Below are 14,124 nucleotides of genomic sequence, written 5' to 3' on the forward strand. Positions count from 1 at the left end.
CACAACCAACGGGGATACGAAAGGTGCGACATGGGGGAGTCGAATACCGACGACGGGGTGCGCGCGGTGTATCCGGCGATCGTCATAATGTGCGCATGCGCCCATGAACCCGGCAGCGGGGGTCGACCGGTCCACCACCCCGCGAAACCAGACCAGCCTCCCGTTGTTCCGCTCTGAGAGGGGCCGTTTCGATGCCAGAGCCCGAGGTGCCGGACGGCACACCGTCCACACACGCGGCGGAGTCGGACGCCACACCGACCACGCAGACCGGGTACGCGACCGAGCTACTGGCCCGGATCCGGCGGCTGCGGGAACAGGGTGCCGAGCTGGAGCTGGGAATTCTGGCGGCGGAGGTTCTCGCGGAGTTACGGGGCCTCTACGGGACGGAGCATCTGCACGTGCGTTCCCTGCTCGACGAACTCAGTCACGCGATGCGGACCTCCGCCACCCCCGAGGAGGTTCGGCAGCGGGCGCAACGCCTCACCGGCAACCCGGCCACCCTCGCCGAGCAGGACCCTCGCCGGCTGGATGAGGACTTCCTGGTGGGCATGGGCGACTTCCACAACGAGCGCATCGCCGACGCCGCCGAGGCCTGGTACCGCGCCGCCACTGCCGGGCACGTACTGGCGATGCACAGTCTGGCCTACCTGTACGCCCGCACGGGTCGGGAGGCGGAGGCCGAGCCCTGGTGGCGCGCGGCTGCCGAGAGCGGGCACACCCCCGCCCGCTACAACCTCGGCCTGCTGTGTGAGCGCACGGGCCGGGAGGCGGAGGCCGAGGAGTGCTGGGTGCGCGCCGTGGCCGAGGGACACGTCTCGGCCACCCGGCGTCTGGGGACCCTGTGCCACCGCACGGGCCGCATGGACGAGGCGGAAGCCCTGTTCCGCAAGGCCGCCGAATCCGGCGATGTCGAGGCCATGACCAGCCTGGGAGCGGTTCTGGCCGATACCGGTAGGGAACACGAGGCCGAAAGTTGGTGGAACTTCGCCCTCCAGGTGGACAACACGGAGGTCGGCAATAAGCCCCAGCTGCACCACGACGAGGAACCGGCGGCCGAGGATCCCGGAGACGCGCTGGCCCAGTCGGCGGCCAACGGTGACCCGGCGGCGCTCACCGAGCTCGGTACCACGTTCGCCATGCAGGGCTACGTCGCCGAGGCGGAGGCCCACCTCCAGCGGGCTGCCGCCGCCGGGTACGGCTATGGCATGACCTGTCTCGCTCTGCTGTACGAACAGACCGGGCGGCTCGGTGAGGCGGAACAGTACTACCGCAAGGCCGCTGACGTCGGCGACGTGGCCGCTATGGCCTACCTCGGTGCCCTGTGTGCGCGTCACGGGCGCACAGACGAGGCAGCGGGATGGTGGCTGGCCGCCGCCGAGCACGGCGAGGTCGGCTCCATGGCGAATCTCGGAACACTACTCACCCAGGATGGTCCTACCCCCGAAGGTGAGGCGTGGTGGCGGCGGGCCGCCGAGCACGGAAGCTCGGTCGCGATGCGTGGACTGGCCTGGTATCACCAGCAGACCGGAAACCCGGACGAGGCAGACGCGTGGGCACAGCGGGCCGAGGAGGCCGAACGTGCGGCCGCGGCCGGAACCGGCGGCGGTGCGTCCGAGGCGGAGGCGCCACCAGGGGACAGGTGAGCCCGTACGGGCGCGCCCGCCCACGCGCCCGCCCGGCGAGTCACCTCGGCATCGGTTGCCGTGGTGGTCGTTGGAGGTCGGCGATTGTGGCTGTGGTCCCGCGTCGGGGCAGGTCGTGCCGGACCGTGGAGCGCCGCACGTCCGGCCGGGTCGGCCGTGGTGTGAGGCGCGAGCCCTCCCAGTGCCCATGCCCACGGTCGGGGGATGTGGCAGGAGGGTGGGCCAGGCCCGGGGCCGGGGCGGGCTCCTCGAGGGGCGCGTGGCCCTGGTGCCCGGTTGACCGTAGGCGCCGTCTCGGCCGTCGGCGGCGCCGCGCGACGGCGAGCGGGTCCCCGGTGGAGGCATCCCGGCAACACGGCGGCCTCCTGTGCACGGTGGGGTTTGGGACACGTATCTCTCCGGGAACCGTGCCTGTGGGTGCTGACTGGAGTGGTGCCGTATGGCCGGGGAGGGACGATGGTTCGGCTCACCGAGGACGACGTGCACGAGTACGTCACCGGAATCTGCTTCAAGACCGGACCCCCCGGTCGGGTCGGCTGCGAGCTGGAATGGCACGTTGTCGACCGCCACCAGCCCGCCGAGCCCGTCCCCCTGCATCGATTAGCTCGCGCCCTCACCGGAGTCGACCCCCCGCCCGCCGGCAGTACCCTCACCTACGAACCCGGAGGACAGCTGGAGCTCAGCTCGCTGCCCCACCCGGATGCCTCCGCCACCCACGCCGCCCTCAGCGCCGATCTGGCCGCCGTCGAGGCCCACCTTGGCGAGGCCGGCCTGCGTCTCCACGGGGGTGGACTCCACCCCGCGCGCCTGCCCGCACGTCAGCTGTCCCGCCCCCGCTACCGGGCCATGGAACGGTACTTCGACCGGGACGGCGCCGCGGGGCGAACCATGATGTGCGCCACCGCCTCCATGCAGGTGTGTGTGGACATCGGTGCCAACCCCGCCGATCTGCGGCGCCGCTGGTCGCTCCTGCACCAGCTCACCCCGGTACTCATCGCGGCCTTCGCCAATTCCGCGGTGTGGCGCGGACAGCCCACCGGGTGGCGTTCGGCCCGCCAGCTGGTGTGGGCCACCATCGATGCGACCCGAACCCGGCCGGTCGCCGGGCCGGATCCACGTGCCGCGTGGGCGCGCTACGCGCTGGACGCGCGGTTGCTGGCCATCCGGGAAACCCACCGCCCCTGGCAGGTCAATCCGGGGTTGCGGTTTCGGGACTGGCTCAGCAGCGACCGTCACCGGCACCCGACTCAGGAGGACCTCTCCTTTCATCTGAGCACCCTTTTTCCTCCGGTCCGGCCGCGCGGCTGGTTCGAGCTGCGCGTGATCGACGCGCCACCGCGAGCCTGGTGGCCCGTGCCACTTGCCGTGGTCAGTGCACTTGTGGACGACCCGATCGCCGCGGATACCGCCCGGGCCGCCACCGAACGGCTCGCCCGGACCGGCCGAAGCGACCACCTGTGGCTGCGCGCCTGCCGAGACGCGCTGCACGACCCGCACATCGCCGCCTGTGCCCGCGCCTGTTTCGAGGCCACGCGGGCGGCCCTGCACCGGGCGGGCGCGGCAACCCTCGCGTCCCTGGTCGATGCCTACACCGAACGGTTCGTGGACCCGGGGCGCTGCCCGGCCGACGAACATCTCCAACAGCGAGCACTGTCAGGACAGCGAGGAACCCCATGTCCCAGCCCGCAGCCCAGTTGAAGGACCGGTTTGCAGCCGAGCTCACCGCGGCCCGCGAGCGCAGCAACGCCCTCACCGTCGAGTTGCTCGACGAACGCGAGCTGACCACACAGCACTCTCCGCTGATGTCGCCTCTGGTGTGGGACCTGGCGCACGTCGGTAATTACGAGGAGCAGTGGCTGCTGCGTGCCGCCGCCGGCCAGGAGGCCCTCCGCCCCGACATCGACCACCTCTACGATGCCTTCGAGAACCCGCGATCCGAACGCACCGAACTTCCCCTGTTGTCGCCGACGGAGGCGCGAACCTACAACGACCACGTGCGCAGGCGGGTCCTGGACAGCCTGGACACCCTGCGGTTGGACGGTACGCCCCTGCTCGCCGGCGGGCTGGTTTTCCACATGGTGGTTCAACACGAGCACCAGCACGACGAGACCATGCTCGCGACACTGCAACTGCGCGAGGGCGCCCCTGTCCTCACCGAGTCCGCGCCGGCCTACCGCATCGCGGAGCCCGAGCGCCCGCGGGAGCTACCCGCGGAAGTCTTCGTGCCCGCGGGCCCGTTCACCATGGGCACCAGCGGCGACCCGGCCGCCTACGACAACGAACGCCCGGCCCACACCGTGGACCTGCCGGCGTTCTGGCTGGACACCGTGCCGGTGACCAACGCCGCCTTCCAGGACTTCCTCGCCGACGGCGGCTACGCGGACCAGCGGTGGTGGAGCAGCGCGGGCTGGCAGTGGCGCCTGCGTCGGGGGGTGGATGCGCCCGCGTTCTGGACCAGGGACGCCGGACACTGGTGGCGCCGCCGGTTCGGCCGGATGGAGCCGGTGCCCCCGGACGAACCGGTGCAGCACGTCAGCTGGTACGAGGCCGAAGCCTACGCCACCTGGGCCGGAAAGCGACTGCCCACGGAGGCCGAGTGGGAGAAGGCGGCGCGCCACGACCCGGTCACCGGTTCCAGCCGCTACCACCCCTGGGGATCGACCCCTCCCGACGAGACCCGAGCCAACCTCGGGCAGCGACACCTGGCGCCGCGGCCGGCCGCACCCAGCGTCGCCGGCGCGGCCCCCTGCGGGGCGTTGCAACTGTTGGGGGACGTGTGGGAGTGGACCGCGAGCGACTTTACCGGATATCCGGGGTTCACCGCCTACCCGTACCGCGAGTACTCCGAGGTGTTCTTCGGCTCCGAGTACAAGGTGCTGCGTGGTGGCTCCTGGGCTACCCACCCCACAGCCGCGCGGGCAACCTTCCGGAACTGGGACTACCCGGTGCGCCGGCAGATCTTCGCCGGGTTCCGGTGCGCTCGGGACGCGGAGCTGGACTGATGTGTCGGCATCTCGTCTATCTGGGGCCACCGGCATCCCTGCACGAACTGCTGTACGCGTCCGGGCACAGCTTGTACCAGCAGTCCTTCGCGCCCCGGTACCAGCGGCACGGCACCGTCAACGCGGACGGTTTCGGGGTCGGCTGGTACCCGGAGGCTGGCGCCGAGCCGCTGCGGTACCGGCGCGCCATGCCGATGTGGGCGGACACGTCTTTCGCCGAGGTGGCGACCACGCTGCGCTCGGGGTGCGTGCTCGCCGCGGTTCGGGATGCCACCCCAGGATTCGGCAGTGACGAGTCCTGCGCGCAGCCGTTCCGCGCGCAGCGGTTGCTGTTCAGCCACAACGGTGCCGTCTCCGACTACGCGGCGGTCGACGACACGCTGAACCGTCCCATTCCCGTCGATGCCATGGACGCGCGCGCTCCCGTGGACTCTGCGGCCCTGTTCGGCCGGGCGCTGCGATTGTGGCGGGACGGAACATCCCTGCCGGAGGCCCTGGCCGCGGTGGTCGACCAGTGCCGTGCGATCACCTCGGGCCGGTACAACCTCCTGGCCACTGACGGGCGACAGCTGGCGGCCACGGCGGCGGGGGACTCCCTGTTCCTCCAACACGCGCCGACCTGGGTCCTGCTCGCCTCCGAGCCCCTGGACGACGACACCCGCTGGACCTCAGTCCCGGACGGCAGCCTGGTTACGGTCCGTTCCCGCGCCCCCGACGATCCGGCGGATGCGGCCGTTGGCCCGGTCGGCTCTCCCCCCGCACGTCCGGCCACCGACATGCCCCACCCCGCATACGACATCACCATCCACGACTTGGCCTGAACGGCCCAGCTCTGCGAAAGGCCCCACATGCTCCGTGTCGAGTATCGCGTTACGCCGGACGACCTGGACAAGGCGCTGCGCTCGGATGTCCAGCTTGGGCTGCGGTCCGAACCCAAGCAGCTGCCTCCCAAATGGTTCTACGACGACCGGGGCAGTGCCCTGTTCGAACGCATTACCGAACTCGACGACTACTACCTCTCTCGCGTGGAGCGGGAGCTGCTGCGGCACCATGTCACCGAGATCGCCCGCGCGGCTCAGGCGGTGGAGCTCGTGGAACTCGGTGCTGGTGCGGCCGTGAAGACCCGCATGCTGCTGGACGCACTCTCAGGCTCGGGCAGCCTGCGTCGATACACACCGCTGGATGTCAGCGGGCCCTTTCTGGAGCGGGCCGCAGCCGGGATCGCCGAGGACTATCCGGATCTGGACGTCCGCGCTGTCGTCGCCGACTTCGACCACACCCCCCATCCCACCCCTGCCTCCGAAGCGCGACTATTGGCGCTGCTCGGCTCCACCCTGGGGAACCAGACTCCGCAACAGCGGCACGCCTTCCTGAGTCGACTCCGGGGCGTCATGGGGCCCACCGACCAGGTGCTGTTGGGACTGGACCTGGTGAAGTCCCCCGAACGGCTCGTGCGGGCCTACGACGATCCGGACGGCGTCACCGCGGAGTTCAACCGTAATGTTCTGCGGGTGGTGAACCGTGAGCTGGAGGCGAACTTCGTGCCGGAGGAGTTCACCCACGTGGCGCGGTGGAACCCGGTGGCCGAGTGGGTGGACATTCGGCTGCGCGCCCACCGGCCCCAGCATGTGACGATCCCGGCCGTGGACATGAGCGTGGACTTCGCTGCCGGGGAGGAGCTGTGCACGGAAATCTCGGCGAAGTTCCGCCCGGAGGGGATTCGCACGGAGCTGGCCGGTTCCGGTTTCTCGGTCACCGGCTGGTGGACCGACCCGGACGGGGACTTCGCGCTGGTGCTGGCTCGTCCCGTGGACGGTGGGGCCTGAGGAGCCGCAGCGTGTGTCCCGGGCCGGGCTGCCCGGGACACACCCTGCGGCTCTGGCCTCATACAACTGGGCTCTGCTTCTTGGGGTGGGAGCGAGGTTGGGCCTGGTCTGGCGACGTCGGCCCCGCCCCCGATCCCGCTGGCCGTCGTGCGCAGGATCATCCATCCGGCCCGGCAGGGCACTCTCGGCCCCCACCCCCCCACCCCGCCACATCTGGTCCAGCTCGGTGAAGGGCAGCTCCCATGAGGTCACCCGGGTGGGCTCCTCGGAGGTGCTGGGCGGGGGGTCGGCAACCTCCTCGGCGGTGGCCGGCGGGATCACTTGGACCAGTTCCAGACCGAGCTGGGCCACGAGGTCCCGGAGCTGGCTGCGGTGCTGTTCGACGAGGGCGCTGGAGGGGCGATCGCTGCCCTGCTCAAACAGCAGGGTCAGGACCCAGTTCGACTCGTCGATGCGGGCCAGGTCAAGGACGAGCCGAGTCCCACTGGGATCGTGGAAGGTGCGGTGCGCGATGCTGCTCTTGGGCCCGTAGGGCTCGGTGCGGCTTCCTTCGGTGAGCTGGAGCGTGTCGCGGAGCCACTGCAGCTGGTCAGGGCTCAGTTCTCCGGTAGCCTGTACCGTCAACTCGGGCAGCAGCATGTGATGAGTCCCTTCGCCAGTGTGTCGAGCCGTTCCAGCCCTGGGTGTACTCCACGGGCCGTTCCTACGCGGGCGACCCGTCCGAATCCACCGGTTCGCAGAATACAGCGACTGGGGCTGCGGGGATGCGGCATCTACTGAGCTTTTCGTTGGTTCTGTGGATACGGAGCACCGGGTTGTGTGCGTAGCACGGCATGTCGGTCCCTCCCGGTGCCGCGAACGACGCCTCTCAATCGAGACCGCCGCCGCCCCCCTCACCAACAACCACCCGCCATAACCAGGCCCTACTCTGCCTGGCACGCAGACGCTGCGACGTGCTGTTCGCGATGCTGCGCGACGGCACCTTCTACCAACCGCCCACCGCTCTCGCGGCTTGACAAACCCATAGAAGCACCCCCGGGGAGACTGTGGTGACGGTGGCCGGTTACCCGCACGCGCCGTGTCGGCCGCCGGCGGCGTCGCGCCCTGGGGGCGCTCCCCCGCACGACGGCCAGCGGAGCGTGGTTACGGCGGGGCGTGGCCCCCGCCCGCGGATGTCCTGGGTGGCGGTGCTTGGTTATGGGGGCGCGCCGTCGCGGCCGGGACTGTTCCCCGCGCGGCAGCCAGCGGTGGGGGTGGCGGTGCGGGGGAGCGGGGTGTGCTGGGGTGTGCCGCCGGGCCGGATGGCCCCAGCCTGCCCTGCCGGTCCTGCCGGCTCTGCGCACCCAATCCCCCGTTTCTCCGAAAACGCACGCCAATTACCATGATGTGATGCACGGACCCGCCCCCTCCCCCATGGCCGGACCCGGCCGAAGATCAGTCCGCCCCTTGTGGGAGGTGCCGCGACCGGAAACACTCGAGCCGAGGCCAGATTGAGCGTTTCGCTGGTCCACGTCGGGTCACGACCACGAGACGTAGGGTGATGCGTTCGGTGATGAGCAGTTCCCGGGAAACGAGCGGGTCACCAATGAGCCGGGACGAGGTGGACCGCACACTCGCCAGGGTGCAGGAGGAGCGAGAACGGATCTCGCTGAACCTGGTGGAGCTCGAGAACAATGTCGGGCACCAGTTCCTCCAGGGTGCTGAGCTGAGTGGCGTGACCCAACAGCGCTGGGCCACAGCCCAGGACCACATCTCCCAGTTGTGGCGGATGTACTACGCCTACGAGGGCGTCATCAACGATGCCGAGCAGCTCCGGGCAGCGCGCAGCCGTCCGAGCGCAGCCGATCTGGAGGAGCTGACCCGGCTGCTGTCCGGTCCATCGATCGTGCTGCCCCGCGAGCAGAACCTGGCCGAAGGTTCCCTGCTGGACTCCGGAACCGACACGTTCACCCTCGCCGAGGCGGTCTCGGCGATGACCGCCGCCTACGACGCCGCAGCCGCCATGGTGGCCGCCGCCGACGCCGCCTGGAAGATCCTGCTACCCCGACTGCACGAGCTCACCCAGGCCAAGGCGGAACTGGACGCGGCCATCATCCCCCTCGAAATCCGTCATCCCGAACACGAACGGATCGGGGACGAAGTCGCCGCGGTCGAGGAACTCGTTCGCGGCGACCCGCTGGCCCTGGCAACGACAAGCAGCGGCGAGGCGGTCGACACCTCCCGCCTGGACCGGGCCCTCGCCGACATCACCGCACTGCGCGACGAGCTCGCCCACGTGGAACACCTCCGCGACAACCACGAGCACCGCATCGCAGAGCTGCGCGCCGCCATCGACGAGGTAGCCACGGCAACGAGCCGCACACAGGAACTCCGCGCCCACGTGCAGGCCCGCGTGTATGACCCGCCACCCCAGGATGTTCCCGACCCGGCCCCACACCTGCGGGCGGGCCTGGCGGAGGTGGAGGAGCTGCGGTCCGCCGGGTCATGGCAGCGCCTGGCCCGCCGGATCAGCGAGCTGGAATCCGCGGCCCGAACCGAACGTGCGCGCCTGACGCAACTCGACGAATCCATCCGGGGGCTCCTGGAACGCCGCGCCGAATTGCGGGGACGACTCGACGCCTACCGGATGAAAGCCAGCCGCCTGGGCCAGGCGGAGGACCCGGAACTGACCCACATGTACCGGCAGGCCCGGAACCTGCTGTGGACCGCACCGAGCGACCTTCGGACGGCCACGGTGATCCTCGCGCGCTACCAGCGGGCAATCCAGGGATACGAGAACGGTGGAACGAGCGGATGAGCGTATGCACCGAGCCGGGCTGCTCCGGCACTGTCCAGGACGGCTTCTGTATGACCTGCGGTATGGCACCGGCCGCAGCACCACAGACACCGCCTCCCACACCGACCCCCACACCTGCCCCCGCAGCGGCTCCGCCCGCGGCCGGATCCGGGGCCGCGACCACGGGGGGATCCGCGGTGTCGTGCACCGAACCCGGCTGCTCCGGTGCCGTCCAGGACGGCTTCTGCGTCGTGTGCGGAATGCCGCCAAGCACCCCCTCCCCGCCAGAGTCACCCTCGGCGCCCCACACACCAGGCTCCGCTTCCGGCCGCTCCCAACCCTCCCGGCCCTCCCGGCCTTCTCGGCCTTCTCGACCCTCCCGATCCGCGGCCCTCTCCCGGCCCTCCCGGTCCGCGGCCCTCTCCCGCCCCTCCTGGGGCATGTCCGCCGGGTCCGCCATGTCCGGGGCCAGTCCCTCCGGACGTGTGTCCACCCGCACCGGGTCCTCGGCGCGCGGCGCGCTGGGGGCCGGGCTGGTCTACGTGCCGCCGGTCCCCTACAAGGACCCCTCCGAAGCGATCATGCAGGACCCGGTCGTTCCGGAGAAGAACCGCAGCTGCGGAAGCTGCGGTGCCGCGGTCGGCCAGTCCCGCAACGGACGGCCGGGACGCACGGAGGGCTTCTGTAGCAAGTGCGGAACCCCCTACTCGTTCACCCCGAAGCTCCAACCCGGCGAACTCGTCAACGACCAGTACGAGGTCCTCGGCTGCCTGGCCCACGGCGGTCTGGGCTGGATCTACCTGGCCAAGGACCGCAAGGTCAGCGACCGGTGGGTTGTCCTCAAGGGCCTGTTGAACACGGGCGACGCGGAGGCACACCAGGCGGCTGCGGCGGAGCGGGCGTTCCTGGCCGAGGTGGACCACCCCAACATCGTCAAGATCTGGAGTGTCGCCGAACATCCCGACCCCGCCAGCGGCATCCCGATCGCCTACATCGTCATGGAGTACGTGGGCGGCCGCTCCCTCAAGCAGTTGCTGGTGGAGCGCCGCGAGAGCGGCACCGGGGACGAGACACTTCCGGTGGAACAGGTCCTGGCCTACTCGCTGGAAGTGCTGCGCGCCCTGGGCTATCTGCACAGCAGGGACCTGTTGTTCTGTGACTTCAAACCCGACAACGTCATCCAGAGCGAGGAACAGGTCAAGCTGATCGATCTCGGCGGGGTACGCCACCTCGACGACCAGACGAGCGCGGTGTATGCGACCCCCGGCTACCGGGTCCCCGAAGAGGAGCTGACGAACACCGGCCCCACGATCAGCGCGGACCTGTACACGGTGGGCCGGTCCATGGCCGTGCTGAGCTTCAACTTCAGCTGGACCCGGCGCTACCAGCACGAGATTCCCCCGCGGGAAACCGTGCCCCTCCTGGTTCGCTACGAGTCCTACGACCGGCTGCTGCGCCGGGCCACCGCGCGCGATCCCCAGCAGCGATTCCACGCCGCCGACGAGATGGCCGAACAGGTTACCGGTGTACTCCGGGAGATCCTCGCCCTCGGCGACGGCGAACCCCGGCCGAGCAGCTCCACCCTGTTCAGTGCCGAACACTTCTCCGCCGGAACCGGTGGCATCCTGGACAACCCCGACGAGATTCTGCACACGCCCAGCGCCGAGGCGTTCGCGGCGGCCCTGCCGGTTCCCCTGGCCGACGCCGAGGATCCGGCCGCACGCATGCTCACCGGCCTCGCCGGCCTGGGAACCGAACAGCTGGTCGTCTCCCTACGCTCCGCCCACCAGCACACTCCGGAGACACGCCTGATGCTGGCGCGGGCGCTGATCCAGCTCGGCCGCGGCCAGGAGGCCGTGGAATGCCTGGACGAGGCCGCGGTCCACGAACCACACGACTGGCGGGTCAGCTGGTACCGCGCTCTGGTCCCCCTACGGATGGGGGAGTACGCCGATGCCCGCAACCGTTTCGACGCCATGTACAGCTTCCTGCCCGGGGAGGTGGCGCCGAAGCTGGCGCTCGCCACGGCCTGCGAGGGCGCGGGCGAGCTCGGCCGGGCCAGCCGGTACTACTGGCTGGTGTGGAACACGGACCGCTCCTACGTCAGTGCGGCCTTCGGGCTCGCCCGGTGCCTGCTCGCCCAGGGGGACCGGATCGGCGCCGTGGGCGTGCTCAACACCGTCCCCGAGCTGTCCAGTCTGCACATCGCGGCACAGCAGGCCGCGATCTCCGCGCTGGTGGGAACCCGCGGGGACGCCAGCGTCACCAAGCAGATGCTCCTGGCCGCGGGGGAGAAACTCGACTATCTGAACCTCGGGGGTCAGGCCGGGGGGCAACTCGCCGCGCGGGTGCTGCACGCCGCCCTGGACTGGGTCCAGGCCACGGGGAAGCCGGACCGTACTGCAACGCTGGCCGGCGCTCCGCTCACCGAACGCGGGCTACGCACCCATCTGGAATGGACCTACCGAGAGCTCGCCCGGTACACCAACACGGAGTCCGACCGGCATCTGCTGGTCGACGCGGCCAACGACATTCGACCTCGGACGTGGGTGTGACATGAGCAGTACGAACGCCACCGAACTGTGTCCGGGCTGTAGCGAGCCCACCCATACCGGGGACGCGTTCTGCGAGGGATGTGGGCATCGGCTGGACGGCGAGGTCGCGCCCGAGGTGCAGTGCGCCTGGTGCTCCGAGGTCGTGGTGGACGGCTACTGCGTCGCCTGCGGTCTGGCCCAGCCCAAGGAGGGCGACCACATCGAGATCGCCAGCCGTTATGCCGCGGGTGTCTGCGATATCGGCCGCCGCTACCGCACCAACCAGGACTCGCTGTCGGTGCGGTCGGCTCCGGACCGGCCCCTCGTTGCCGCTGTGGTCTGCGACGGAGTCTCGTCCTCCCCGAAATCCGAGGTCGCGGCCCAGGCCGCCGCAACCGCCGGAACGGAAACACTGCTGGCCGAGTTCCCCAGCGACGCCGACGGGCACCGCGCCACGAGCGCGGCCCTCTCGGCGGCGGCACGCGCCGCCGCCGAGATCGCCGACTCCCCCAACCAGGCCCCCGCATGCACCTACGTCTCCGCGGTCGTGGCCGCAGACAACGGCACCGACCCCACCGCACACGCGATCACCGTGGGCTGGGTGGGCGACAGCAGGGCCTACTGGGTCTCCGCGGATCCCAGCACCCCGTCCACCGTGCTGACCCGTGACGACACCTGGGCCGAGTACATGGTCGCCCAGGGCGCGCTCAGCGAGGAAGAGGCCCATGCGGCACCCAGTTCCGGGGCGCTGGTGGGGTGGCTCGGCGCGGACGCCGAGGAGATCAACGGCCACGTCACCACGGTGACGGCCCGCGCCCCCGGGGCGCTGGTCCTGTGCAGCGACGGGCTGTGGAACTACCTTCCGGAGGCCGAACAGTTGGCGGCTGCCGTTCCGGATGCGGCGGACGACCCGCTCTCGGCCGCCCGGGCCTACACACGCATCGCCAACGAGGCGGGTGGGCGTGACAACATCAGTGTGGTCGTCATTCCCATCCCGCTTCGGCCGACCCTCCAGGGAGATCCCACACGATGACCGACACCCCCAGTTTCAGCATCAACGTCGACCAGAACCAGTACCTCCCCCTCGACGGGACCGAAGTACACGCGATCGTCAGTGTCACCTCCAGCAAGGGGTCGAGCCTGACGGCGGGCACGGCAGCCGAGGCCGCTGAGGTCATCATTGTCGACACCTCCGGGTCGATGATGGGGAACGAGATCGTGGCTGCGCGGCGCGCCGCACGGTCGGCGATCGACACCCTGCGGGACGGGGTCAAGTTCGCGATCGTCGCCGGCACCGACCGGGCCACCATGGTCTACCCCCGCACCACCGAGCTCGCCACCGTCACCGCGGCCACCCGCCAGGAGGCCAAGGACGCCGTCGGGCAGCTGGACGCCTACGGCGGCACGGCCATGGGGGAGTGGCTGAACCTGGCGGCCACCCTGTTCCAGCCGGTCCCGGACGCGATCAAACACGCGATTCTGCTCACCGACGGTCAGAACAACGAACCCGCCAGCGTCCTGAACCAGGCCCTGGAGCGGTGCTCGGGACTGTTCGTGTGTGACTGCCGCGGGGTGGGCGTGGGCTGGAATGTGGAGGAGCTGCGCAAGATCTCCTCGGCGCTGCTCGGTGAGGTCGAGATGATCGCCGACCCGCAGGACATGGAAGAGGACTTCCGGAAACTGACGAGCAAGGCCATGGGTAAGGCCGTCGCCGACGTGGCGCTGCGTCTGTGGACACCGCAGACCGCCAGCGTGCAGTACGTCAAGCAGGTCGCGCCGACCGTCGAGGACCTCACCGAGCGCCGGAGCGAGCCGGCATCGGCGCCCCAGGCCGGCGACTATCCAACGGGCTCCTGGGGTGATGAAAGCCGCGACTACCACATCTGCATCTCGGTCCCGCCGGGAACGCCCGGCCGGGAGATGCGGGCCGGCTGGGTGCGCCTGGTCGTCGCCGGCGCCGAGGAACAGGTCCTGGCCAGCGGCAACATTCTTGCGGAATGGACCGAGGACGAGGAGCGTTCGACCCGGATCCACCCCAGTGTGGCCCACTACACCGGGCAGGAGGAGCTCAGTAACGCGATCCAGGAAGGGCTCCGCGCCCGCAAGGCCGGAGATCTGGAGACGGCCACCCATCGTCTGGGACGTGCGGTGGAGCTGGCGCACAGCTCCGGACACGAGGACATGACGACCCGGCTCGGGGGCGTGGTCGACGTGGTCGACGCGGCGAGCGGCACCGTGCGCCTCAAACAGCAGGTGTCGGAGCAGGAGGAGATGATGCTCGACACCGCGTCGGTCCGCACCGCACGGATCGGCCCCGCCCGCGGCACCAGTGCCTGAGAGGGA

10 protein-coding genes are annotated in these 14,124 nt (G+C 70.2%); all 10 read left to right on the forward strand.

The window, feature by feature from the left end; translation table 11 throughout:
* The first annotated feature begins 191 nt into the window (after window positions 1–191).
* The 10 genes from RIF23_RS15140 (at window position 192) to RIF23_RS15185 (ending at window position 14,118) form a co-directional block, all read left to right on the forward strand.
* Window positions 192–1,643, forward strand: coding sequence for an SEL1-like repeat protein (locus RIF23_RS15140; protein ID WP_310913179.1), 1,452 nt, complete (start codon window positions 192–194; stop codon window positions 1,641–1,643).
* A 456-nt stretch (window positions 1,644–2,099) separates the two neighbouring features.
* Entirely contained in the window at window positions 2,100–3,341 is a 1,242-nt protein-coding gene (gene egtA, locus RIF23_RS15145; RefSeq protein WP_310913180.1) for an ergothioneine biosynthesis glutamate--cysteine ligase EgtA, read from the forward strand.
* Window positions 3,317–4,645: an ergothioneine biosynthesis protein EgtB gene (gene egtB / locus RIF23_RS15150; RefSeq protein ID WP_310913181.1), complete on the forward strand. Its 1,329-nt coding sequence runs from the start codon at window positions 3,317–3,319 to the stop codon at window positions 4,643–4,645. Before egtA ends, egtB begins: the two co-directional genes overlap by 25 nt.
* Window positions 4,645–5,466 carry an ergothioneine biosynthesis protein EgtC gene (gene egtC, locus RIF23_RS15155; RefSeq protein ID WP_310913182.1) on the forward strand — a complete coding sequence of 274 codons (822 nt, stop codon included), beginning with the start codon at window positions 4,645–4,647 and terminating at the stop codon, window positions 5,464–5,466. Before egtB ends, egtC begins: the two co-directional genes overlap by 1 nt.
* Before the next feature lie 27 nt (window positions 5,467–5,493).
* Entirely contained in the window at window positions 5,494–6,471 is a 978-nt protein-coding gene (egtD, locus tag RIF23_RS15160) for an L-histidine N(alpha)-methyltransferase (RefSeq protein WP_310913183.1), read from the forward strand.
* 321 nt (window positions 6,472–6,792) lie between these two features.
* Window positions 6,793–7,251 carry a hypothetical protein gene (locus RIF23_RS15165; protein ID WP_310913184.1) on the forward strand — a complete coding sequence of 153 codons (459 nt, stop codon included), beginning with the start codon at window positions 6,793–6,795 and terminating at the stop codon, window positions 7,249–7,251.
* A gap of 805 nt (window positions 7,252–8,056) precedes the next feature.
* Window positions 8,057–9,268, forward strand: a complete 1,212-nt coding sequence (locus RIF23_RS15170; RefSeq protein ID WP_310913185.1) for a coiled-coil domain-containing protein — start codon at window positions 8,057–8,059, stop codon at window positions 9,266–9,268.
* A gap of 419 nt (window positions 9,269–9,687) precedes the next feature.
* Window positions 9,688–11,802: a tetratricopeptide repeat protein gene (locus RIF23_RS15175; protein ID WP_456085742.1), complete on the forward strand. Its 2,115-nt coding sequence runs from the start codon at window positions 9,688–9,690 to the stop codon at window positions 11,800–11,802.
* 1 nt (window position 11,803) lies between these two features.
* Complete coding sequence (locus tag RIF23_RS15180) at window positions 11,804–12,814, forward strand: protein phosphatase 2C domain-containing protein (protein ID WP_310913186.1); 1,011 nt, start codon at window positions 11,804–11,806, stop codon at window positions 12,812–12,814.
* The gene (locus RIF23_RS15185; protein ID WP_310913187.1) at window positions 12,811–14,118 is read left to right on the forward strand and encodes a VWA domain-containing protein; all 1,308 of its coding nucleotides are present in this window, start codon (window positions 12,811–12,813) and stop codon (window positions 14,116–14,118) included. Before RIF23_RS15180 ends, RIF23_RS15185 begins: the two co-directional genes overlap by 4 nt.
* Window positions 14,119–14,124: the final 6 nt, after the last annotated feature.

Origin of the sequence: Lipingzhangella rawalii, assembly GCF_031628175.1 — a bacterium.
In the GTDB taxonomy this organism is placed as follows: domain Bacteria; phylum Actinomycetota; class Actinomycetes; order Streptosporangiales; family Streptosporangiaceae; genus Lipingzhangella_A; species Lipingzhangella_A rawalii.

Excerpts from the sequence above, each read along its gene's own strand:
- RIF23_RS15140 (WP_310913179.1), top strand. The coding sequence starts at position 192 with ATGCCAGAGCCCGAGGTGCCGGACGGCACACCGTCCACACACGCGGCG.
- egtA (WP_310913180.1), top strand. The coding sequence starts at position 2,100 with ATGGTTCGGCTCACCGAGGACGACGTGCACGAGTACGTCACCGGAATC.
- egtB (WP_310913181.1), top strand. The coding sequence starts at position 3,317 with ATGTCCCAGCCCGCAGCCCAGTTGAAGGACCGGTTTGCAGCCGAGCTC.
- egtC (WP_310913182.1), top strand. The coding sequence starts at position 4,645 with ATGTGTCGGCATCTCGTCTATCTGGGGCCACCGGCATCCCTGCACGAA.
- egtD (WP_310913183.1), top strand. The coding sequence starts at position 5,494 with ATGCTCCGTGTCGAGTATCGCGTTACGCCGGACGACCTGGACAAGGCG.
- RIF23_RS15170 (WP_310913185.1), top strand. The coding sequence starts at position 8,057 with ATGAGCCGGGACGAGGTGGACCGCACACTCGCCAGGGTGCAGGAGGAG.
- RIF23_RS15175 (WP_456085742.1), top strand. The coding sequence starts at position 9,688 with ATGTCCGCCGGGTCCGCCATGTCCGGGGCCAGTCCCTCCGGACGTGTG.
- RIF23_RS15180 (WP_310913186.1), top strand. The coding sequence starts at position 11,804 with ATGAGCAGTACGAACGCCACCGAACTGTGTCCGGGCTGTAGCGAGCCC.
- RIF23_RS15185 (WP_310913187.1), top strand. The coding sequence starts at position 12,811 with ATGACCGACACCCCCAGTTTCAGCATCAACGTCGACCAGAACCAGTAC.